The 23,941-nt window shown below is 42.6% G+C and carries 16 protein-coding genes and 1 pseudogene; 15 read left to right on the forward strand and 2 right to left on the reverse strand.

Annotated features, from left to right (window positions below):
* The first annotated feature begins 14 nt into the window (after positions 1 to 14).
* The 7 genes from DSD31_RS08450 (at position 15) to DSD31_RS08480 (ending at position 10,274) form a co-directional block, all read left to right on the forward strand.
* The gene (locus tag DSD31_RS08450; protein ID WP_113990959.1) at positions 15 to 989 is read left to right on the forward strand and encodes a glycosyl hydrolase; all 975 of its coding nucleotides are present in this window, start codon (positions 15 to 17) and stop codon (positions 987 to 989) included.
* 387 nt (positions 990 to 1,376) lie between these two features.
* Positions 1,377 to 2,783 carry an NADP-dependent phosphogluconate dehydrogenase gene (gene gndA, locus DSD31_RS08455; protein ID WP_113990960.1) on the forward strand — a complete coding sequence of 469 codons (1,407 nt, stop codon included), beginning with the start codon at positions 1,377 to 1,379 and terminating at the stop codon, positions 2,781 to 2,783.
* 498 nt (positions 2,784 to 3,281) lie between these two features.
* Positions 3,282 to 4,544, forward strand: coding sequence for a colanic acid biosynthesis pyruvyl transferase WcaK (gene wcaK, locus DSD31_RS08460; RefSeq protein ID WP_113990961.1), 1,263 nt, complete (start codon positions 3,282 to 3,284; stop codon positions 4,542 to 4,544).
* A 1-nt stretch (position 4,545) separates the two neighbouring features.
* Positions 4,546 to 5,769: a glycosyltransferase gene (locus tag DSD31_RS08465; RefSeq protein ID WP_113990962.1), complete on the forward strand. Its 1,224-nt coding sequence runs from the start codon at positions 4,546 to 4,548 to the stop codon at positions 5,767 to 5,769.
* Positions 5,766 to 7,091: an oligosaccharide flippase family protein gene (locus DSD31_RS08470; RefSeq protein WP_113990963.1), complete on the forward strand. Its 1,326-nt coding sequence runs from the start codon at positions 5,766 to 5,768 to the stop codon at positions 7,089 to 7,091. Before DSD31_RS08465 ends, DSD31_RS08470 begins: the two co-directional genes overlap by 4 nt.
* Before the next feature lie 282 nt (positions 7,092 to 7,373).
* Complete coding sequence (gene ugd / locus DSD31_RS08475) at positions 7,374 to 8,540, forward strand: UDP-glucose 6-dehydrogenase (RefSeq protein WP_113990964.1); 1,167 nt, start codon at positions 7,374 to 7,376, stop codon at positions 8,538 to 8,540.
* A 708-nt stretch (positions 8,541 to 9,248) separates the two neighbouring features.
* The gene (locus tag DSD31_RS08480) at positions 9,249 to 10,274 is read left to right on the forward strand and encodes an acyltransferase family protein (protein ID WP_113990965.1); all 1,026 of its coding nucleotides are present in this window, start codon (positions 9,249 to 9,251) and stop codon (positions 10,272 to 10,274) included.
* 214 nt (positions 10,275 to 10,488) lie between these two features.
* Here the strand turns inward: DSD31_RS08480 and DSD31_RS26400 are convergent.
* A pseudogene (locus DSD31_RS26400) lies at positions 10,489 to 11,590 on the reverse strand (IS3 family transposase).
* 334 nt (positions 11,591 to 11,924) lie between these two features.
* Complete coding sequence (locus DSD31_RS08490) at positions 11,925 to 12,929, reverse strand: NAD-dependent epimerase (protein WP_048023817.1); 1,005 nt, start codon at positions 12,927 to 12,929, stop codon at positions 11,925 to 11,927.
* Between the two features lie 1,145 nt (positions 12,930 to 14,074).
* On the opposite strand from DSD31_RS08490, the gene rfbB reads away from it, so the two are divergent.
* The 8 genes from rfbB (at position 14,075) to DSD31_RS08530 (ending at position 23,916) form a co-directional block, all read left to right on the forward strand.
* A complete protein-coding gene (gene rfbB, locus DSD31_RS08495) occupies positions 14,075 to 15,139 on the forward strand; it encodes a dTDP-glucose 4,6-dehydratase (RefSeq protein WP_099001757.1) in 1,065 nt (354 codons plus the stop codon).
* A gap of 15 nt (positions 15,140 to 15,154) precedes the next feature.
* The gene (gene rfbA, locus DSD31_RS08500; protein WP_113990966.1) at positions 15,155 to 16,024 is read left to right on the forward strand and encodes a glucose-1-phosphate thymidylyltransferase RfbA; all 870 of its coding nucleotides are present in this window, start codon (positions 15,155 to 15,157) and stop codon (positions 16,022 to 16,024) included.
* Positions 16,025 to 16,068: 44 nt separating this feature from the next.
* Positions 16,069 to 16,959, forward strand: coding sequence for a dTDP-4-dehydrorhamnose reductase (gene rfbD, locus DSD31_RS08505; protein WP_113990967.1), 891 nt, complete (start codon positions 16,069 to 16,071; stop codon positions 16,957 to 16,959).
* 14 nt (positions 16,960 to 16,973) lie between these two features.
* Positions 16,974 to 17,528 (forward strand): dTDP-4-dehydrorhamnose 3,5-epimerase, encoded by a 555-nt coding sequence (rfbC, locus tag DSD31_RS08510; RefSeq protein WP_113990968.1) that lies wholly within the window; start codon positions 16,974 to 16,976, stop codon positions 17,526 to 17,528.
* Between the two features lie 106 nt (positions 17,529 to 17,634).
* A complete protein-coding gene (locus DSD31_RS08515; protein WP_113990969.1) occupies positions 17,635 to 18,465 on the forward strand; it encodes a glycosyltransferase in 831 nt (276 codons plus the stop codon).
* 30 nt (positions 18,466 to 18,495) lie between these two features.
* Entirely contained in the window at positions 18,496 to 19,329 is an 834-nt protein-coding gene (locus tag DSD31_RS08520) for an ABC transporter permease (RefSeq protein ID WP_113990970.1), read from the forward strand.
* The gene (locus tag DSD31_RS08525) at positions 19,319 to 20,647 is read left to right on the forward strand and encodes an ABC transporter ATP-binding protein (RefSeq protein ID WP_113990971.1); all 1,329 of its coding nucleotides are present in this window, start codon (positions 19,319 to 19,321) and stop codon (positions 20,645 to 20,647) included. The genes DSD31_RS08520 and DSD31_RS08525 overlap by 11 nt, the downstream gene beginning before the upstream one ends.
* Positions 20,647 to 23,916 (forward strand): GT99 family glycosyltransferase N-terminal domain-containing protein, encoded by a 3,270-nt coding sequence (locus tag DSD31_RS08530; RefSeq protein ID WP_227538645.1) that lies wholly within the window; start codon positions 20,647 to 20,649, stop codon positions 23,914 to 23,916. The genes DSD31_RS08525 and DSD31_RS08530 overlap by 1 nt, the downstream gene beginning before the upstream one ends.
* Positions 23,917 to 23,941 lie beyond the last annotated feature (25 nt).

Consider the following 23,941-nt stretch of genomic DNA (forward strand, 5'->3'; position numbering starts at 1 on the left):
ATAAGGTATTAATTATGCGTAACCTTTTGTTTATTATGTTTCTTTTGTTTTTCTCATCCACCGCGAATGCTGTCGACAACACAAAAATTCTAGGAGTGTGCTTTCACCCTGAAAAGTTAAGCATAGATAACACTACAATTTTTGAGTTGCTAAAAAAATATCATTTTGTTTCATATCGCACAGATTATAGATGGCAGTATGTAGAAATAAATAAAGGAGAATATAAAGTCCCTAATGACAGACTAGATAAGTTGATTAAAGAATCAAACAAAAATAATATTACGCCTTTACTTATATTAGGATATAAAAATCCAATATACAGTCATGAAAAACCGATCGATCCAGTGACCAGAACTGCGTTCGTCAACTATGTCAATTGGGTAGTGAATAGATACAAAAAATACAATGTAACTTATGAGATATATAATGAGTGGTGGTCGAAAGATATTAAGGGTTATAATTCCGATCGAATCATTATATCGGCAAATAATTATTTAGAGTTGATAAAGGAAACAAGCTCTAAAATTCGCTCTATTTCGCCAGGTGCTAAAATTATAGCTGGCAGTTTGAATCCTCTAGACCGACGACATGTTTATTGGCTAGAGGTGATGATGCAAAAAGGTTTAATGAACTATGTTGATGGCATATCTATTCATCCCTATTCTGTGAATGATCCTGAAAAAGATTTTAAGAAAATAGATGATTTTCAACGAGAGATCAGTAAAGGGTTCAATAATGGGAGAATGGTTGATATTTATATCACTGAAATGGGTTATTCAAATTCTAGTAAAGGAAGGATAAATGCTTTCGAACAAGAGCAATATATTACTAAATATATCAATCTTGTCAACTCAAGAGGCTATATAAAAGGAATTTGGTGGTATCAATTGGTCAATGAGAAGAATACAACGGAATATGAATCCAATTTAGGATTGCTCAATTCGGACCTATCAGAAAAAAGTATAATGAAAGGTTTGATGTCGAGATGACAAATTTAGATTTTATGTTTTTTTTAACTTCTAGATGTTAAATGTTATCATGAAACCTCTTACTTGCTAAGCATCTATTGAAAACCATCTAGGTAGAAATAGAATGCGTGCATACAGTATGCTCTTTTGAAGTATAAAAACTTATCAAATATACGTTATAGTACTTTTATTGGGATGCATCTAATACTCAGCGCTGTAGTGTATAGCTGGCGTACTGTAATGTTAAGTTTATAATTATCATACAATTCAATGTCCTTTTTTTATTTCCACCCAGTGTCACTTATAAAAATAATTTTACCCTATGCTCTTAACCATCTTTGAGCTAACATAATCATCACATTTAAGCTGCGAGCGTGTCGCAGTGACCACACCAGACAGGAGTATGTAATGTCCAAGCAACAGATCGGGGTTGTCGGTATGGCAGTAATGGGGCGCAACCTTGCGCTCAACATCGAAAGCCGTGGTTATACCGTCTCTGTTTTCAACCGCTCCCGTGAAAAGACCGAAGAAGTGATTGCCGAGAATCCGGGTAAGAAACTGGTCCCACATTATACTGTTAAAGAGTTTGTTGAATCCCTCGAAACTCCACGCCGCATCCTGTTGATGGTGAAAGCAGGCGCAGGCACTGATAGTGCGATCGATTCTCTTAAGCCATATCTGGACAAAGGTGACATCATCATTGATGGGGGTAACACCTTCTTCCAGGACACAATTCGTCGCAACCGCGAACTGTCTGCTGAAGGTTTTAACTTCATTGGTACCGGTGTTTCTGGTGGGGAAGAGGGCGCACTGAAAGGCCCGTCTATCATGCCTGGTGGGCAGAAAGAAGCTTATGAGCTGGTAGCGCCAATTCTTGAGCAGATCGCTGCGCGCGCCGAAGACGGTGAATCATGTGTCGCCTATATTGGTGCTGACGGTGCTGGTCACTATGTCAAGATGGTGCATAACGGCATCGAGTATGGCGATATGCAGCTTATCGCGGAAGCATACTCTTTACTGAAAGGTGGCCTGGCGCTTTCTAATGAAGAACTGGCAACAACCTTTACCGAGTGGAACGAAGGCGAGCTCAGCAGCTACCTGATTGATATCACCAAAGACATCTTCACTAAAAAAGATGAAGAAGGTAAATACCTGGTTGATGTGATTCTTGATGAAGCGGCCAACAAAGGTACCGGTAAATGGACCAGCCAGAGCTCACTCGACCTGGGTGAACCATTGTCTCTGATCACCGAATCTGTCTTTGCGCGCTATATCTCTTCACTTAAGGACCAGCGTGTAGCAGCGTCTAAAGTCCTGACTGGGCCAAAATCTCAACCGGCTGGTGACAAGGCTGAATTTGTAGAGAAAGTTCGTCGCGCTCTGTATCTGGGCAAAATCGTTTCTTATGCTCAGGGCTTCTCCCAGCTGCGTGCTGCGTCTGATGAATACAACTGGGATCTGAACTACGGTGAGATTGCCAAAATCTTCCGTGCCGGTTGCATTATCCGTGCTCAGTTCCTGCAGAAGATCACTGATGCCTACGAGCAGAATGCGGGTATCGCCAATCTGCTGCTGGCGCCATACTTCAAGCAGATTGCTGATGAATATCAGCAGGCACTGCGTGATGTCGTGGCTTATGCTGTTCAGAACGGCATCCCTGTTCCGACATTCTCTGCTGCTATTGCCTACTACGACAGCTATCGTTCTGCAGTCCTGCCGGCTAACCTGATTCAGGCTCAGCGCGACTATTTCGGTGCTCATACCTATAAGCGCACTGATAAAGAAGGTACATTCCATACAGAGTGGTCTAACTAATGTTAGACCAAAAATAATATTTTAATTTACATCGCAATAATTAAAACCACCTCTCTAGAGGTGGTTTTTGTACATTGAGTATTTTTATCGATTATTCTCATAATCAAGCGTGTTTATATTCTTTTTTCTTGTCTAATTCAATTGTCATAATAAACTGTAATAACCTAATTTATTTCTCTATTTGTATGGAATGTAAATTAATTTTATCATTAGGTAAAATCATAATGGATTTCATGGAATAAATTTAATTTAATTGACTTTATTATACTTCGATGGAAAAAGCTTAATGTTGGAAGGTGGTGATTTATTTTAGCATTGTTTATTAATTTTCTGTGTGCTTATATCTTAAATCTATCGGTTAATGGGATGTATACTAATAAGTAGCAGGAATAAGATATGTGATGTTAATTATTTATATCAATGACTTTTATATATAGATATAGAATTCAGTTAATACACTATAAAAGAATGACTTTTTTGAAATTAATTTGAGGTCTTATGAAATTACTATTGGTAGGTAATCATACGTGTGGAAACCGTGGAGATGCTGCAATTCTTAGAGGTCTTTTAGATACTCTTCGAAAGTTAGATAAAAATTTCGAAATTGATATTCTTAGTCGATACTCAAAAAGTTCAGAATATCTGTTGGGTGAAACTATAATTCAAGATCCTCTTTTTAACAAATCTTCTAAGAAGAAAACAGGGGCATTATCAATTCTTTTTGATAAAGTTAAAAACAAATGCTTACCACTTGTTTTGATGAGCCATATAGAAAAGAAAGGGTTATTAAGGGTATTCCCTTTACCACAACATATTACTGAATTTGCTGATCAATTAAAAAAATATGATGCTATAATTCAAGTCGGTGGTTCTTTTTTTGTCGACTTGTATGGTGTGTCTCAGTTCGAGCATATTCTATGTTCACTTCTTGCAAATAAAAAGATATATCTCATTGGGCACAGTGTTGGCCCTTTTGAAGGAAAAAACTTCAATCGTGTTGCAAAATACTCTTTTTCTCATGTTGAGTTGGTTCAGTTACGAGAAAGAGTGAGTTATGACCTTATGGTTAAATATGGATTTGACTTGAAAAATGTGTCTTCGAGTGTAGATACTGCATTTTTAGTTGGTCCTAATTCTGATGATTTAAATAATTATATGACTAATCATTGGAGCAAATTGATTTCGGAAAAGAAAACAATAGCTATAACTGTTAGGAAATTAGCGCCGTTTGATAAAAGACTGGGTGTGACTCAACTACAGTATGAAACGGCTTTCGCAAAAATAATTGATTATTTAAATGATTTGGGGTATCAAGTTATAGCTTTCTCTACTTGTACAGGTATTGAGAGTTATAATAATGATGATAGAATTATTGGCCTATCAATTAAAGATCTGGTAAAAAATAAAGAAAACTATCATGTTGTCATGGATGAATTAAATGATCTTCAACTTGGCTGCCTATTCCAGAAATGTATACTGACAATCGGGACAAGATTGCACTCAGCAATAATATCAATGAATTTCGGTACTCCAGCTATTGCTTTTAACTATGAACATAAATCACGAGGAGTGATGAATGAACTAGGCATGGATTTTCTGTCATCAGATATCAATGAATTAATAACGGGTAGTGTTATCGATAAAATAAATCATGTATTAGAAAATAATGATGATGTTAAAAATACACTAGCGCAAAGAATTAATACAACAAGGGCTAGAGGATATGAGAATATCAAGGAAATTTTAGAAGGTTTGAAATAAAATGAATATTACTTTTTTTTGTGCCACATTTCCAGTAGCTTCGGAAACTTTTATTCAAAATCAAATTATTTCATTTATAAAAATGGGACATGATGTGCGAATATTAGCGCTTTATCCGGGGGATATGAACTGTTTGCATGAGGATTTTCTAAATTATAACTTAAAGGAAAAAGTTGATTATGTATTTCCTTCAAACTTTACAACGCATGGGCGATTGGCAGTACTAGAGAAAAGGCTTTCACATTCATTAAAGTGCCTAACTCCCGGTAGAATAAAAGCATTTAATATATTTAAATATGGACATTTGTCTCATAGTTTATATTTGCCCTCCATTGTCGGGAATATAAGGTCAGTATATCAAGCTGATTATTTCGTAGCGCATTTTGGCACATGTGGTACCATAGCCAACTCTTTAAGAGAGTTGGGAGTATTAGACGGTAAAATAGTTACTGTTTTCCATGGTTTCGACATTTCGATAAAAGAGATTCTTTCCAGATATAAAAAACAATATACTAATTTATTTGCTGAAGGAGATCTATTCTTTCCTATAAGTCATTTGTGGAAAGACAAAATGATCTCACTGGGTTGCGAATCATCAAAAATTGAAGTTATCAGAATGGGTATTCATGTTGATGAGTTTTTATATAATGAAAGGAGCATTGGGGAGACATTAAATATAGTGTCTGTATGTCGACTTATTGAAAAGAAAGGCATCGAATATTCAATTCGCGCTTGTTCAATACTAAAGGCGAATAATATTCCTTTCAAATATACGATTGTAGGTTACGGTCCCCTTGAATCAAGTTTAAGGTCTTTAATAGATCAGCTTGGGCTGGCAGATATGGTAACGATAACAGGATTTCAATCTCAATCTAACGTTAAGACTATTCTTGATAAAAGTAATGTTTTTGTATTGCCATCAATAACATCTGAGAATGGTGATATGGAAGGGATACCTGTTGCTCTGATGGAGGCGATGGCGAATGGTTTACCTGTAGTATCGACCTTTCATAGTGGTATTCCGGAATTAATTGAAAACAACATTAGTGGATATTTGTGCGATGAAAAAAACATAAAACAAATTTCTGATAAATTAATGTTTATATTTAATAACCCAGATTCTGTTCTTAGCTCTACCGTTAATGCTCGTAAAAAAATTGAAGAGACATTTAATATAGATGTAGAATACAAAAAAATGACCTCACTTATGGAGAAATATCTGTGAGTGGAATAAAAGGACAGGCTGCATGGTTATTAGGTAGTAATTTTATTTCTGCAATTCTCCAAATAATACAAATCAGTATTCTTGCAAGAGTATTAGAACTCAATGAGTTGGGCGTTTTAGCAATAATAAATACCGTTCTTGCTATTGCTATGATTTTGCAAGACATGGGAATGAGTAGTTATATTGTTTACAAACAAGATATGACCAGGGAGCAACAAAGTACTATATATTGGATTAATTTTTTATTGAGTCTATTTACCGGGCTTATTGTATTCGCATCATCACTACCGATATCCGAATTTTATAATATGCCGCAGTTAGAATCATTAATTATGTTAGCTAGTATTAATTTTGTTTTTCTTGGTTCCTTGTCGCAATATCAAGCTCATTATATAAAATCTAAAAAAATGATTTTATTATCTCAAATTGAAATTGGGGCTAAGTTTATATCTTTCTTTTTCGTGGTATGGGCTATTTATAAAACGGATCTAAGAACTTCTGCTGTCATTTTAGGTCTGATATTGAATGCAGTTTTGAGGTTATGTTTTATGTCGTTATTTGGAAGTCGAGAATGGCGACCGCTTTTCAAATTTGAAAAGGGAATTGTGCATGATGTTTTTAAATATGGTGTGTATCAATTAGGCTCTCAAGTTATTAATCAATTGCGTACGCAATTAGATGTAATTATTGTTGGTAAAGTTCTTGGTGGAGAATCTCTTGGATTATATTCTTTAGCAAAAGATTTAATCCTACAACCTTTAAAATTAGTTTCACCAGTTATTAATAGATTAGCATTGCCAAGATTTGCAGAGAATCAGCGAGAGTTACATGAACTAAAAGCAATATTCCTTAAAGGTACTTTTATTATTGTGGCGTTTAGTTCATGCATTTATATAGGTATCTACTTGTTTTCTCCGGTAATTATAACATTACTGTATGGCAGTGAAAGAATGCCAATTATGAACATCTTGCCATTTATGCTGATTTTTGGAGCGCTAAGGCCTATGGGAGGATTGACCGGTGCCATTGCTCAAGCTAATGGAAAGACAAATGTTGAGTTTGTATGGAATATAGTTGCAGGGATTGCTGTACTATGTATTAGTTCTACCATAATTATGTTCCCTACTTTGTGGTATGTTTCATTAACATTATCGATAGCACAACTATTAGTGTCATTTTTAGTTTTCCCTTTCTTCATCAAACCTATTGTGAGTGTAAGTTTTATCTCTTATATACGACAGTGGATTCCTGTTATCGTGATATTTATCATAATAACAGCATTGATTTATGAATTTAATATTCATTTATATCCCTTTTGGTGATTATTGATATCGTAAATGAAAACTTATCGATGGAGTTAGGTTTATTTTTGAAAAAATAACGTGTTTTTTTTTACCCAAGCTGAGGGTTTTAAATGTCTCAGCCTTAATATCCTAAGGCATAAAGGTTACTTACTATATTTAGTAAGTTATAGCGGTTACTTTCAAGCAGACAGCATATTGTTTCCTTGACATGCACTAGAGCTCAGGGTAAAAACATTAACAGTGTTGATTCAGAACGTGGCTATCAGCCATTATCCAGTTAACTGATAAAAGTGTAATCGAATGAAAATTACTATTTCCGGTACAGGTTATGTTGGCTTATCTAATGGTGTTCTTATTGCACAGCATCATGAAGTTGTTGCATTGGATATCGTACAAGCCAAAGTGGATATGCTCAACCAGAAACTATCTCCAATTGTGGATAAAGAGATTCAGGAATATTTGACCGAGAAACCACTGAACTTTCGTGCAACAACGGACAAATATGATGCATACCGTGGTGCTGATTATGTCATCATTGCGACTCCAACAGATTATGATCCGAAAACTAACTATTTCAATACATCAACTGTTGAGGCTGTAATACGTGATGTTTCTGAGATCAACCCTGAAGCTGTTATGATTATCAAATCGACAATTCCGGTTGGTTTTACCCGTGGTATAAAAGAGCGTTTGGGTATCGATAATGTCATTTTCTCCCCAGAATTTCTTCGTGAAGGGCGCGCCCTGTACGATAATCTCCACCCTTCCCGTATTGTCATTGGTGAACGCTCAGAACGTGCACAACGTTTTGCAAATTTGCTAAAAGAAGGTGCTATTAAGAAAGATATCCCGATTCTTTTTACAGATTCTACCGAAGCAGAAGCGATTAAACTTTTTGCAAACACCTATCTTGCTTTACGAGTTTCATATTTTAATGAGCTAGATAGTTATGCAGAAAGTCAAGGATTAAATAGCAAGCAAATAATTGAAGGTGTATGCTTAGACCCTCGTATTGGTGATCACTACAACAATCCTTCTTTTGGTTATGGGGGCTATTGTTTGCCAAAAGATACTAAGCAACTACTCGCTAACTACGAATCTGTACCAAATAACATCATATCTGCAATAGTTGATGCCAACCGTACACGTAAAGATTTTATTGCTGATTCAATTCTAAGTCGTAAACCTAAAGTGGTAGGTGTATATCGACTTATTATGAAGAGTGGTTCGGACAATTTTCGGGCGTCCTCTATCCAAGGGATTATGAAACGTATTAAGGCGAAAGGAATTCCGGTCATTATTTATGAACCAGTTATGAAAGAAGATGAGTTTTTCAATTCTCGCGTAGTTCGCGACTTGAATGATTTCAAGCAAGAAGCTGATGTTATTATTTCTAATCGAATGGCAGAGGAGCTTGCTGATGTAAAAGAAAAGGTTTATACCCGCGACCTTTTTGGTAACGATTAGTTTTGTTGTTAAGCTGGCGACGTTTGTCGCCGGCTTTGATAAGTAATATTATTACATTCCTTTGTTTGTTATCATAAATAATATCAATCATTTATTGTTGCCACCCTAAAACATATCGATCTTTATTGGCTGGTGTAAAAAGAGATTTATATCCTCAGAAATATAATCTTCTAATATTTACTATTAGCAATCCTTATATAGAGCAGATTAGAAGTTAATGTAACATATTACTATACAAGTGTACTGCCTACTTACTCGATTCAGTGTACTCTGTCGGCTAGATACGTATACTATTATAGAAATATTGAAATAAAGTTTACTGCCAGCATTGATTTGCTATCTCTTACGACTGTTATAATAGTATGTGTGCTATAATTTTTAGTAAGTGAGGTTGCTCGCTGTAAATAAATTTATTGACTGGACTAAATGGGATTTCCTTAAGTAATGTAGCTGAGTATCTGCTTAGCTTGCTATTTTTTTTATCGCTTACTTACTGAATGCAATGAAATGCCCAGAGGTCTAAAAAATAAGATTATATTAAAATCTTAACTTCTCCTATTATTAAAAAAGGTAATGAACGAAAGTTCTTTTTAGAAGACGTCCAGCATCCATTACCAGATGACAATGGTAGTTACATAAATATAATTTACTTAATTGCTAAATTAACATAGTATAGTTTCATCATAAATTTCATATTCAGAGCTATTAATGAAAATTTCTGGACAAATCAATTCAATACAAATACTAAGGGGAATTGCTGCATTGGTAGTTCTTTTTAGTCATGCCAATCACAAAACGATACAGTTAGGGCTGCAAGATACAAATCTATTTTCCTGGGGGGGGATCGGCGTAGATATTTTCTTTATTATATCAGGCTTTATCATGATGCTTGTGACTAATAAAAATAGTTCAAAGTTACAATTTATTAGTAACAGGATAATTAGAATAATACCGGCCTACTGGACTGTTTCCTTTCTGGCTTTGGGCGTATATTTGATTGCTCCTTCTTTAGTTAACTCATCTGGAGGGCAAACTGGGATTATTCAATCTTTTACTTTAATAAAGTACCCGTTTGATATAAAGTTTTTAGTGCAGAATGGATGGACTTTAACGTTTGAGTTTTTCTTTTATCTTACATTTATTTTCTTTATAAACAGAAATGGAGCACAAAAAGCTTTTTTTACTTTTGTGTTGTTCCTGTTTATTGATATTATTTTTCTTTCTACTGGAGAAGGAATTCGGTCATTTTTAAACGATCCCATTAAGTATGAATTTATCTTTGGAGCAGCCTTATTCCTTATTTATGCTGGTTCATTGAATGAGAAAATAGTCGGGCTTTTACTTATCACTCTTGCTTCTTTTGCTGCTAAATTATTATCTATATCTATTGCAGTGAGAACCATTGAGTTCGGTCTTCCTGCATTATTATTCGTAGGTGGACTCTTAAGTATTGAAAGATTATTATTGCAGTGCAAGGATAAAATTAAATATCCTCTTTTTCTTGGTGAAATATCATATAGTCTGTATTTAATTCACCCTTTCGTTATCCAGACTATTGCTATTTTAACTAAAAAAATAAGATTTTTACAATATGCTCCTTTATTTTATATTTTGGTTATTGTTTTTTCGATAATTGCATCTAATATTTTTTATCATTTGATTGAGAAAAAGCTAACTATGAAGATAAGGGATTTATCAGTATTTAAATCTAGGTTGAAATCTGGTGTGGATTGAGTGGTTGGCCTTTTCTTTATTTAATTATAGAGAAAAGGCTAAATATTATTTTAGAGTTTAGTGAATGATAGTGTTTTCATTTTTTATAACAATGCTTTAAGGTTAATTGTGATAAATATTAATGGCAAAGTAAGTGTGGACAATGTGAGTATTATTCTATGTATATTTTTGTATTCTTGCTACCATATATTATATTCCTGTAAGCACACCTGTTTTAGTTCCACGCACTTTTTGAGAGTTCCGGGCTTTCCGCCATCAGTCGGTACTCTTCCGGCGTCAGGTTGTTCAGGGATTCATGAGGTCGCTCGCTGTTATATTCGGCCAGCCAGCGCTCCGTGATTTCCCGTGCTTCATTCAGGGTTCTGAACAGATAAAAATCCAGGATTTCTGTCCGGTACGTCCGGTTAAAGCGTTCGATAAACGCATTCTGCGTCGGCTTACCTGGTTTGATAAATTCCAGCATCACACCATGTTCCTCAGCCCATTGTGCCAGCGCCAGTGAGACCAGTTCTGGTCCGTTGTCCATCCGCATCTTCAGCGGGTAGCCCCGGTTTGCCACGATCCTGTCCAGCACTCTGACCATCCGCTGCGCCGGGATATTCAGATCGATTTCTATTGCGAGAGCCTCGCGGTTAAAGTCATCCACCACATTGAAGGTCCGGAAGCGTCTGCCACAGACCAGCGCATCGTGCATAAAATCGATGGACCAACTCTGGTTCAACGCACCTGGCGTCACCAGTGGCACCGGGTTGCGTCCTGGCGAACGTTGCTTTCCCTTGCGGCGAAAATTCAGTTTCAGCAGACAGTAAATGCGGTGAACGCGTTTATGATTCCAGGCCTTACCCTGCCTGCGTAGCAACTGGAACAGCTTCTTAAAACCTGGCGCTCTGCCAGCTCAGTCAGCACCTGGATCACCGGTTCATCACGCCAGGTATTGGGCTGGTAAAAATACACTGTCCTGCTCAGCGATAATGCCCTGCAGGCCTGGCGTAAGCTCATGGAAAATTGCGCCGTCAGGTAGCTGACGAGTTCACGCTTTATCACTGGTTTTAAAGCTTTTTTTCGATAACATTTTTCAGGACCCAGCATTCAAGGCTGAGATCGGCAAACATCTGTTTGAGACGGCGATTTTCGTCCTCGAGACCTTTTATCTTTTTGATATCAGAGGTTTCCATACCACCAAACTTCGTTTTTCAGTTGTAATAGCTGGCTTCTGAGATACCGGCTTCGCGGCAGACATCCTTAACGGTACGTTCGGCTTCGACGGACTTCAGAACGGCAATGATCTGATGCCCGGTGAATCGGGCTTTACGCATGGCGATCTCCTCAGAGGAAATAATCAGTATGTCGGAAGATCTCCAAAAGTGAATGGTGCGGATTGCAGGGATGCTTACACCCGGCTTACGGTGGTCGGATATGTTAAATCATACCTTGTGAAGAGCTACCGTCACTGAGATGTAGATGCCGGAGATAAGCGCCGGAAGGAAAAAGAAGCCTGCTATGCGGGCTTTTTTTGTTTTTGTACTCAGGGATCGGCTACTAGGCAAGCAGGAGAACCGACCAAAGCGGAGGCTAATCAAAGCTTGCGTAAAATTTGGGAACAAAAAACCGCAACCATCGATTGCGGTTCAGAAAGAATCAGGTAACCACTCAGGCGTTGTAATACGCCTTGTACCACTCCACGAATTTCTTCACGCCATCCTTAACGGATGTCTGCGGTTTAAAGCCAACCAGATCATACAGTGGTTTGGTATCGGCGCTGGTTTCCAGGACATCGCCCGGCTGGATCGGCATCATGTTTTTCTCAGCTTCCATCCCCATCGCTTCTTCCAGAGCGGTGATGTAGTCCATCAACTCCACCGGCGAGCTGTTGCCGATATTATAGATTCGATAAGGGGCTGAACTGGTGGCCGGTGAGCCGTTTTCTACGGTCCATTCAGGATCTGCCTGTGGAATGACATCCTGCACGCGGACAATCGCTTCTACGATGTCATCAATGTAGGTGAAATCACGTTTCATCTTGCCGTAGTTGTAGACGTCGATACTCTTACCTTCCAGCATCGCCTTGGTGAATTTGAACAGGGCCATATCCGGACGCCCCCACGGGCCATACACGGTGAAGAAACGTAAGCCGGTGGTGGGGATGCCATAGAGATGAGAGTAGGTATGCGCCATCAGTTCATTGGCTTTTTTGGTTGCCGCATACAGTGACACCGGGTGATCGACCGAATCATCCGTGGAGAACGGCATCTTGCGGTTCAGGCCATACACTGAACTGGAAGAGGCGTACAGCAAATGTTGTACTTTGTTATGTCGGCAGCCTTCCAGAATGTTCAGATAACCAATCAGGTTGGCATCGGCATAGGCATGCGGATTTTCCAGCGAATAACGCACGCCAGCCTGCGCTGCCAGATGGATCACCCGATCAAACTTCTCAGTAGCAAAAATTTGCGCCATGCCTTCGCGATCGGCAAGATCGGTTTTGTAAAAACTGAACAGAGGGGACTGTAAAAGATCCAGGCGAGACTGCTTGAGATTGACATCGTAGTAATCGTTCATGTTGTCGATGCCAACAACCTCATGACCCGCCTCCAGAAGGCGCTGACTTGCATGAAAGCCGATAAATCCTGCGGCTCCAGTGACTAAAAACTTCATATTCATCCTCCGGGTTCGGTGTTCCCCGCTATATATATTTGTCGATTTTACACTGGCTTGCCTTCGGGATCATCTGCTTTACCGTTGCAGGATATAAGCGTATGTGGAAGAGGCGGCATGACCTCGTACATAGCGCCTGATTGGTGAGTGTCTCCAGAGCGGAGTTTTATTGGAAATAGCAATCATTATCATTTTAGTAAGTTAGCACAATAATAATTCCGGATGTTTTTTTACGGTAGTTAATATTCATCGTTTCATCACGCCATTCCGGCCGGTTTCGAGACATGTACCGTCTGTTCATATTGTATCCGTTTATATATTTTCCGAACATTTCCTGAAAAACCATTCGTGATTACTATATGAATGGTTTGCTGGTTTGAGTATTTTTGTTTTAAATCAGATAGTTACGAGTTATTTGATTATGCGCTCAATTAATGTCACACAGTTGTTTAATTTTTACCTGAGCGCATTCATCATGCTTTTTGATTTTTATTCTTACAGACCAGAGCTATAATGCGCGCGTGATTCATCTGTGGTACGGATGCATTATTGAACAGATCAACATATAGCCCCAACAGATCGGTGGGTGAGCTGCACCGTAGAAGGCAGAGCAAATCACCTATAACAGAACATAAGATTCTCGTAGCGTTGCCATTTTAGCCGGGCTATCCCTGTTGAGTGATTTTGATGTCGTCCCGATAACGCTTTGTTGCCGGTTGTCGGTTTTTACTGCGTTGTTTGTAAGTACCGTTCTGATCCAGAGGCCCGGCTTGTCGTGAGACCGTTGAGCAAATGAGAAAGTCCTGATGGATAGAGTGGGGCATAAAGGCGAGAGTAATGGGCTCATTGTGCCATTTGATCTGTAGATAACAAGTTTGAAAACAGAGCTATGTCGGCTGATATACCTCTGTTTTTCGCTTTTAGGCGCCAGGTTGACTAGTCTGCTTGTGTTGGTGTGAACTTCACCGTTGAAGCCGGTGGGCAGCAGACGAGAGTTGCAGCCTCCTGTAACTCTCCGGCCGGGCGACATGAATACAGTCTGGTAGCGTTGCGCGCTTTGGTTGCGATAGCCAATGGCGGTAGCGTGTCTGAAATATAAGATATGTGCCCGAGCGGCATTTAACTCATTGAAAACGAGAGAGAGTATGAAGATCCTTGTCACCGGTGGCGCTGGGTTTATTGGTTCTGCCGTTGTTCGTCATATTATTGAGAATACCCAGGACGATGTACGCGTTGTGGACTGCCTGACCTATGCAGGTAATCTCGAATCTCTGGCCTCAGTAGCCGATAATGAACGCTATTCTTTCTCGCGTACGGATATTACCGACGCCCAGGGGATTGCAGAGCAGTTCAGTGAGTTTCAACCTGATATTGTGATGCATCTGGCGGCAGAAAGTCATGTCGATCGTTCCATTGATGGCCCGGCGGCTTTTATCCAGACCAACCTTATTGGTACCTTCACGCTGCTGGAAGCAACGCGTCATTATTACGCCTCTTTGAATGAAGCGCGGAAAACCAGTTTCCGCTTCCACCATATTTCGACGGATGAGGTTTATGGTGATCTGGAAGGTACTGACGATTTATTCACCGAAGAGACGCCGTACGCACCGAGCAGCCCTTACTCTGCCTCTAAAGCCGGGAGTGACCATCTGGTGCGCGCCTGGAACCGCACCTACGGTCTGCCGGTGGTGGTGACCAACTGCTCGAACAACTACGGTCCCTATCATTTCCCGGAAAAACTGATCCCGCTGACCATCCTTAACGCGCTGGCGGGCAAACCGCTGCCGGTATATGGCAACGGCCAGCAAATTCGTGACTGGCTTTACGTGGAAGATCACGCCCGGGCGCTGTATAAAGTCGCTACCGAAGGTCAGAACGGTGAAACCTATAACATCGGTGGTCATAATGAACGCAAAAACATCGATGTAGTGAAAACCATATGTGCCATTCTCGATAAGGTTGTTGAGACGAAGCCAGGCAACATCAGCCAGTTTGCAGACCTGATTACCTTTGTGACCGACCGCCCTGGCCATGACCTGCGTTACGCGATTGATGCGACAAAAATTGCGCGCGATCTCGGTTGGGTACCGCTGGAAACCTTCGAAAGCGGGATTGAGAAAACGGTCCGCTGGTATCTGGATAACCCGACGTGGTGGCAGCGCGTGCTGGACGGCTCCTATGCCGGTGAACGCCTGGGTCTGAATAACTAATAAAGGAACAGTAGAATGAAAGGTATTGTTCTCGCCGGGGGCTCTGGAACCCGCCTGTACCCAATCACGCAGGGCGTGTCTAAACAGCTGTTGCCGATTTACGATAAACCGATGATTTACTATCCGGTGTCGGTACTGATGCTGGCCGGTATCCGGGACATCCTGATTATTACCACGCCGGAAGATATGCCGGCGTTCCAGCGTCTGCTGGGGGATGGTTCTCAGTTCGGCGTCAATTTCTCTTACGCTATTCAGCCTTCTCCGGACGGTCTGGCGCAGGCCTTTATCATCGGTGAAGAGTTTATCGGCAATGATTCCTGTGCGTTAGTGCTGGGTGATAACATCTACTTCGGACAAAGCTTCGGTAAGAAACTGGAAGCGGCAGCGAGTAAAACCTCCGGTGCCACCGTCTTTGGCTATCAGGTCCTCGATCCGGAACGTTTTGGCGTGGTCGAGTTTGATGAAAACTTCACCGCACTGTCGATTGAAGAAAAGCCGCTGAAGCCAAAATCTAACTGGGCGGTGACCGGTCTCTACTTTTATGACAATGATGTTGTCAAAATGGCCAAAGAGGTGAAACCTTCCGCGCGTGACGAGCTGGAAATTACCACCCTCAACCAGATGTATCTGGAGCGCGGCGATCTGCAGGTTGAACTGCTGGGTCGCGGTTTTGCCTGGTTGGATACCGGCACCCACGACAGCCTGATGGAAGCTTCTCAGTTCATCCATACCATTGAGAAGCGCCAGGGCATGAAAGTAGCCTGCCTGGAAGAAATTGCCTTCCGTAACAAATGGCTGTCTGCTGAAGGGGTTGCGTCTCAGGCCGAACGGCTGAAGAAAACGGAATATGGCCGTTATCTGAATATGTTGATTAACGAGCGTTAATACCTTTTCGCGTGCGAAGTGACAATAATACAGAGTATTCGTTTATGAAGATTTTACTTATTGGAAAGAATGGTCAGGTCGGCTGGGAGCTACAGCGTGCGCTTGCCCCACTGGGTGAAGTGGTCGCCGTTGACTATTTCGATAAGGAACTGTGCGGCGATCTGACGGATCTCGCCGGGATTGCGCAAACCGTTCGCCAGGTAAAACCGGATGTTATCGTGAATGCCGCCGCTCACACGGCGGTGGACAAGGCCGAAAGCGAGCGTGAGCTTTCCGACCTGCTGAACGACAAGGGCGTTGCGGTGCTGGCGGAAGAGTCGGCGAAGCTGGGTGCCCTGATGGTGCATTACTCCACCGATTATGTGTTCGACGGGGAGGGGAGTCACTATCGCCAGGAAGAGGAGACTACCGGGCCGCTGAATGTCTACGGTGAGACCAAGCGTGCCGGAGAAATTGCGCTAGAGCAGGCAAACCCCCGCCATCTGATTTTCCGCACCAGCTGGGTGTATGCGACCCGTGGAGCGAACTTTGCCAAAACCATGCTGCGTCTGGCGAGTGAGAAAGAGACGCTGTCGATCATTAACGATCAGCACGGTGCACCGACCGGGGCAGAACTGCTGGCGGACTGCACTGCTATCGCTATCCGTGAAGCGCTGCGCAATGACGCGGTTGCCGGAACCTACCATCTGGTGGCCAGCGGTGAAACCAGCTGGTATGACTATGCCCGCTTTGTCTTTGATATCGCGCGTGCGAACGGCGTGCAGCTGGCCATCAAAGAGGTTAACGGGATCCCGACAACGGCCTATCCAACGCCGGCGAAACGTCCGTTAAATTCCCGCCTGTCGAATGAAAAATTCCAGCGGGTATTTGGCGTGACGCTCCCGGACTGGCGTCAGGGCGTTGAACGTGTTGTTGTTGAAGTTTCAGGTAAGTAAGCGAGTACAGAAGCATGAATATTATTAAAACGGACATTCCGGAAGTTTTAGTCTGTGAGCCACGAGTCTTTGGCGATGCGCGCGGATTTTTCTTTGAAAGCTTCAGCAGCAAGGTTTTTGATGAGGCGGTTGGTCGTCATGTCGAGTTTGTACAGGACAACCATTCGCAGTCGCAAAAGGGCGTTTTACGTGGCCTGCACTACCAGCTGGCCCCTCATGCCCAGGGAAAACTGGTGCGCTGCGTGGAAGGTGAAGTATTCGATGTGGCGGTGGATGTCCGTCGTTCATCGCCAACCTTTGGCCAGTGGGTCGGCGTCGTGCTCAGTGCTGAAAATAAGCGTCAGCTGTGGATCCCGGAAGGATTTGCTCATGGTTTTCTCGCGCTGAGCGACACGGTGCAGTTTGTTTACAAGGCAACTAATTACTATGCCCCGCAGTCGGAGCGCAGTATCCGTTGGGATGACCCGCAGATTAACATTGAGTGGCCCGATCTGAACGGCTGCGCGTTTTCATTGTCAGAGAAAGACATGCAGGCTCATACATTGGCAACAGCTGAAGTTTATGCCTGACAAGAAGTTATGTTTTACAATTGATTCACTTAACACATCCTCTTTTATTCATTAAAAATTATAACAATAACGACATAGCGGTGTTTACTCTAAAGGTAATAGATTAATGACTTATGAAGCAATGAAGCCGAAGATTATCGCTTCTATTGTATTATTTAATCATTCCTATGATGATATTAAGGATACATTGATCTCATTATGTCATGAGAATGGTGTTGAAAAAGTTGTCCTAGTTGATAATGGTGGCTGTCAATGGGTAACAGAGCTGGATGAACCAAAGGTCAGTTATATTAAATCGCCTTACAATTGCGGATTCGGTGCTGGTCACAATCTGGCAATCAAGGCCAATGCTGATTTTAACGGCTATTTCTTGATCTGTAACCCTGATATTAGTTTCGACCGCGGGGAGCTTGATAAGCTATTATCCTTTGCCTGGGATAATCAGTTTACGTTTGTCTCACCTAAAATTCTCTATAAAAATGGCGATCGGCAGTATAGCTGCCGTCTGTTACCCACACCCGTTAATCTGTTTTTACGTCGTTTTTTACCGACAACAGCGCTTAAATTTGATCTCGAGTATGAGCTAATGGATGCCGAGTACGATAAGGTTTTCTCTCCACCTTCTGTCTCTGGCTGCTTTATGCTCCTGACAAATGCTCTGTTACAGAAGCTTGATGGCTTTGATGAGCGCTATTTCATGTATCTGGAAGATGTTGATTTATGTCGCCGTGCATTGCCATTGACTAAAATATATTATTGCCCGGAAACGACAATTATCCACGTTTTCAATAAAGGGTCGTATAAAAGTAAACTGTTGCTTTGGTATCATGTTCGCTCTGCTATTGCCTACTTTAACAAATGGGGATGGTTTTTTGATCGCAAGAGGCATGCGTACAATAAAAAAGCCCTTCTTGAAATCCCCCGGAAGTTAGGTTGATTTTTCAGTTAATTTTATTACGAGTTTAAAATGAAAAACCCGCATCAAAAACTTTCATCATCACCGATAGAAATTCTACGTAGTATTTCTGGCCACTGGAGTATTATCCTCCAGATGGCAAAGCGTGATGTTATCGGAAGATATAAAGGTTCAGTGATGGGCTTGCTTTGGTCCTTTCTGAACCCACTGTTCATGCTGACTGTGTATACCTTTGTCTTCTCCGTGGTGTTTAAAGCGCGTTGGTCGACCGGCGGCGATGAGAGCAGAACTCAGTTTGCGATAATCCTGTTTGTTGGCATGATTGTGCACGGTTTCTTTAGTGAAGTTATCAACAAAGCACCGCTGATCATCCTCAGCAATACCAACTACGTAAAAAAGGTCATCTTTCCGTTGGAAACCCTGCCGGTCATTTCGTTGCTGGCGGCACTCTTTCATACCTGCATTAGTCTGTTCGTTCTGCTGGTGGCCTTTGTCCTCTTTAACGGCTATCTGCACTGGACGATTGTGTTCCTGCCGTTAGTTTTCTTCCCGTTAATCATTTTCTGTCTTGGTCTATCGTGGATCCTGGCCTCATTGGGTGTTTTCCTGCGTGACGTAAGCCAGACCACGGTAATTATTACCACCGTCATGATGTTCTTATCTCCGGTATTTTTCCCGATAAGTGCCTTGCCTGCGAAATATCATATTTGGATCATGCTTAACCCGCTGACTTTTATTATTGAACAAGCCCGAAACGTTCTGATTTGGGGCGGAATGCCTAACTTTTTGGGTATCTTACTGTATACCATCGGGGCCTTAGTTGTCGCCTGGCTGGGTTTTGTCTTCTTCCAGAAAACAAGGAAGGGGTTTGCTGATGTCCTCTAATGAAATTGCAATTCAGGTCACTAATCTGAGCAAATGCTATCAGATCTATGCGAGTCCGACCGATCGTCTAAAACAGTTTTTTGTGCCAAAAATTCAGCAAGTCGCCAGAAGAGAGCGTAACTGTTATTTCCGGGAGTTTTGGGCATTAGACGATGTTTCCTTCAGCATTAAGAAGGGAGAAACCGTTGGTATTATTGGTCGTAACGGCGCGGGTAAATCGACGCTTCTGCAAATTATCTGCGGGACTTTAACACCTTCGTCGGGCGATGTCCGGGTCAACGGGCGTATTGCTGCCCTGTTGGAACTGGGGGCCGGTTTTAACCCGGAATTTACCGGTCGTGAGAACGTCTATATGAACGGCTCGGTATTAGGGTTAAGCAAAGAACAAATCTCGGCAAAATTTGCCGAGATTGAAGAGTTTGCCGATATCGGCCAGTTTATCGACCAGCCGGTGAAAACCTACTCCAGCGGGATGTACGTGCGTCTTGCGTTTGCCGTGCAGGCCTGCGTGGAGCCGGAAATTTTAATCGTCGATGAGGCGTTGGCAGTCGGTGATATTGGCTTCCAGTACAAGTGCTATAAGCGGATGGAAGCGCTGCGTGCGAAGGGCGTTACCATCATCATGGTGACCCACTCGACCGGCAGCATTCTCGAGTATGCCGATCGCTGCCTGGTCATGGATCACGGTAAGCTGATTGGCGATACAACGGATGTCCTGGCGGCGGTTCTGGCCTATGAAAAAGGGATGATTCTTGCCAACGGCAGCGAGAAGCCCGCCGTAGGCAGCAAAACTGACAAAGATTCCGTTGAAGATGTCAGTCTTGAAGAGCTGAAAGCTATTCAGCAACGTACTACTAGTGAGGCGATTGGCGAGAAGCGCTTTGGTAGCGCGCGCGCAATTATTGAGGACCTGACAATTTATAAATCGGATGGTACCTCCCTTGCCGAGAAGCCGCTGATTAAATCCGGTGAAGATGTGACCTTTGATTTTTCGATTCTCGCATCCGAAGAGATTAAAGACATCGCGTTAGGGATTTCAATATCGAAAGCGCAGGGAGGGGATATCTGGGGTGACAGTAACATAGGAGCCGGTACCGCTATTACTCTGCGGCCCGGGCGCCAGCGTATCGTGTATAAAGCCACGTTACCTGTCAACTCAGGAGATTACCTCATCCATTGCGGGCTAGCGAAGGTTGGCAGCGGCGACAGGGAAGAGCTTGATCAGCGTCGTCCGATGATGAAAGTTAAATTTTGGTCTGCAAGGGAGTTGGGTGGTGTGATTCACGCTCCGTTGAAAATTATTTCGAATGGAGAGTAATGATGCTGGCCGTATTTTTACCTCCCTATCCGTTCAGGGGGCTTAAGGCCCCTTATTTATGGCTGTTTTACAAATATCTTCACTGCGCAACGGACAAAATTTTGTTTATTACCGGTGATGATTATTTAGACATTATAAATGATGACTCTCAACATGGACGCTGGGAATATGATTCGGCGTCGATGGCGTCGCTCGGGTATGCGTTACCCGATGATGCAAGTATCGCGCGTCATGAATACCTGCATCTCGATAATGGCTTATATGAAACGCTCCTTTCTCATCATCATCATGACCCGATTAAATCATTTTCGGCGTTTCTGACCGAGCGGATCCCCGAACTGGAAATGGAACTGCATGCTTTGCTGGGTAGCAAAGAAGGCATAGTTGACCAGATCGATGCGTTTATCTCTATTTGTAACTGTCCTTCTCTGGAGCATATTGCGAAGACTCTCGGGAAAGAGGTTATGCATATCGAGATTGGCCCGCTACGTGCACCGATGTACCGCAATACCGCCTATCTTGACTTTGCCGGGGTGAATGGCGGGACCGAGGCCAGCGCAAGGTATGAACAATGCCGGGCAGAACTGGATATCAAGGCCTCGCTGGACGATTTGCATCACTATTTTCTTGAGGCTTTGCCGCCCACTGAGAACACTAACTCTTCGGCTGCGGGCGTGGTGCTTCAGGTTGAGGATGATTCCAACCTGATCGCCTATAACCACGGCTTTACTAATATTTCACTTATTTCGTACGTTCGTCAGCTTCATGAAAAAGACGATATCCTGGTGCGTGCGCATCCGGGAAGTTTGTTTCGTTTAAGAAACGATGTCTTTACGATTGATGATTCGGCCAATAGCCTTGCTTTCATTAATAAGTGCAAAGAAGTGTTCACCATTAACTCAAGCGTCGGTCTTGAGGCCATGTTAACCGGAAAGAAAATTACGGTTTTAGGTGACTGCTCTTACTCTTTTATCAATGAATTAAGCGGAGATCCGGCCAGAGTCAATGCCGCCGCGTTTTATCTCTTCTCTTACCTGGTACCTTTTGATCTGGTATTCGATCAGGAGTATCTCAACTTCAGATTACGCCATCCTGAAGAACAAGAGATTGTCGGCAAACATCTTGAGTTTTACTCAGCGGATATGCCGGGTAACCCCTCAGAGGTTGCGCATACCCTGTCATCATTGATAAATGAAGCCATTTCCCAAGACAAAGCGATGAGAAAGATTTTAGAAAATTCCCTGCAGGAACATAACAAACAGCTTGATTTGTTAAAGAACCAACTTGCTGCTGAAGTGGCCGAACGTGAAAAGCTTGCGGCCACGCTCGTGCAATTGCAGGACAAGGCTGAGGCTGAGACGCATGCCAAAGCCGGATGGATATCGGCTGTCGAAACGAAGCAGGAAGAGATCAACCGCATGCGTAATAGCCTGTCGTGGAAACTGACCATGCCGGTACGTATGTCGGGCCGAGTTTTACGCGGTGAATTCTCAACGATTAAGGCGATGGCACGCTATCACGCTACGTCGGGGAATGGAACGTTATCGCGTTTTCTGCTCTCGGGGGGGCTTCTGTCAAAATCGAAATATAAAACCGCCCTGCGTCTTATTATGTCCGGTAACTGGAAAGGGGCAGCGGACGGTTTTAAACGTGTGATGAATCGCGCGGCGACAGATTCGGCCCCGGCAGCGGCATTCCTTGATAACGGCGATGTGCGTATTCTCGCCACGCAACATACCTTGTTCGTTGCCCATCTCATCGAGAAGAGTCTGCGAGAGAACGGGGTGACCGCGCAAGTCAGTACCGCTTATGTCGCAGAGCATGATAATGGTCAGCTGCATATCGTCGTCTGTCCACAGATGTTTGAACAACTGCCTAAGCACTATATCGCTTTCCAGATGGAGCAGTCGGTTAACTCCAGATGGTTCACCGAGGACTATTTTGCCCGCTTAAATAACGCAGTGGCGATATTTGATTACTCGCTGAAAAATATTGAGTACCTTCTGCAGCAGGGAATCGCCTATCAGAAATTGTTCTATATGCCGATCTCCAGCTATGCAGATTATCCTTCTTATCTCTCGCAGATTGGTTATGACCTGAGCGAGAAGAAGGGCGATAAAGCCGCTGACGTTCTATTCTATGGCGATCCGAATTGCGAGCGTCGTAAAGCCTATCTGCAGGAGTTGAAGAAACATTTCAATGTCACCGTCGCTTCTGAAGTGTTTGGCGATCGCCTGACCAAAATGGTTAATGATGCGCGGGTCGTCATCAATATCCATTATTATGAGGATGCGCTGCTGGAGACGACGCGTTTGTATGAAACGCTGTCGTTAGGTACGCCGATCGTCAGTGAAAGCAGTTCGGATATTGAAGAACATCAGGACCTGCAAGGGGTGATTGATTTCTGTCCGGTTGGCGATATCCAGTCGATGGTGGAAAAGCTACGGGCGCTGCTGTCTGATGAGCAACACTACTGCGAGAAGCGGGCAACAATTGCGCGATTTACCGCCGAGGATAAGAAAAACAACGTCTATCTTAAGCGTTATTTACTGTCGATCGATAAGCTTACGTTCCCGCAATACGAAAGCAGCTACAGCTTTGAGGATATCGAGGAAAACGATATTCCCCGTCTGTGTCTGTCGCTGTCTGAAACGCCGGTGCGCAGAAAGGCGTTCTTTAAGAGCCCTTCGCATGGCTTCCGTTTCTTTGACGGTATTCGTTATCGTATCGGCTGGATTGGTTGCGGGATGAGCTATAAATATATGCTTACCGCGATGTTGGCCAGTAAGGCTAAAATGGGCATTATCTGCGAAGATGATGTAATTTTCCCGCTTGATTACGACCAGAAGCTGAATAAGATTATCGACCATCTGCAGACGACCGAGGTCGAATGGCATATTTTTGCTGGTATCATCGCGCATCTTCATGACGATACCCGAATCATTGATGTCAGAGAGATCGACGGTATCGAATATGTCTATATCGATAAAATGACCAGCATGGTGATGAATATCTACTCGCGCAGCGGGATGGCGTTGATTTCGCAGTGGGACGAAACCAACATCGATGCGGAGACCAATACTATCGACCGCTACGTCGAATCTGCGCAAGATCTGGTGGTGGTCACCACGGTTCCATTCCTGGTGGGATATGCGGAAGAGCAGCAGTCGACGTTATGGGGCTTTGAAAACTCGCAATATACCTCGCTAATCAAAGCCAGCGAAGAGCTGCTGGCGAAGAAGGTAGCTGAGTTTAAACGCAACCGCTAGTCATCTGCGGCGGTAGAGCAAAAGG

It is taken from the genome of Klebsiella sp. X13, from assembly GCF_003323835.1.
Classification (GTDB): Bacteria; Pseudomonadota; Gammaproteobacteria; order Enterobacterales; family Enterobacteriaceae; genus Klebsiella; species Klebsiella ornithinolytica.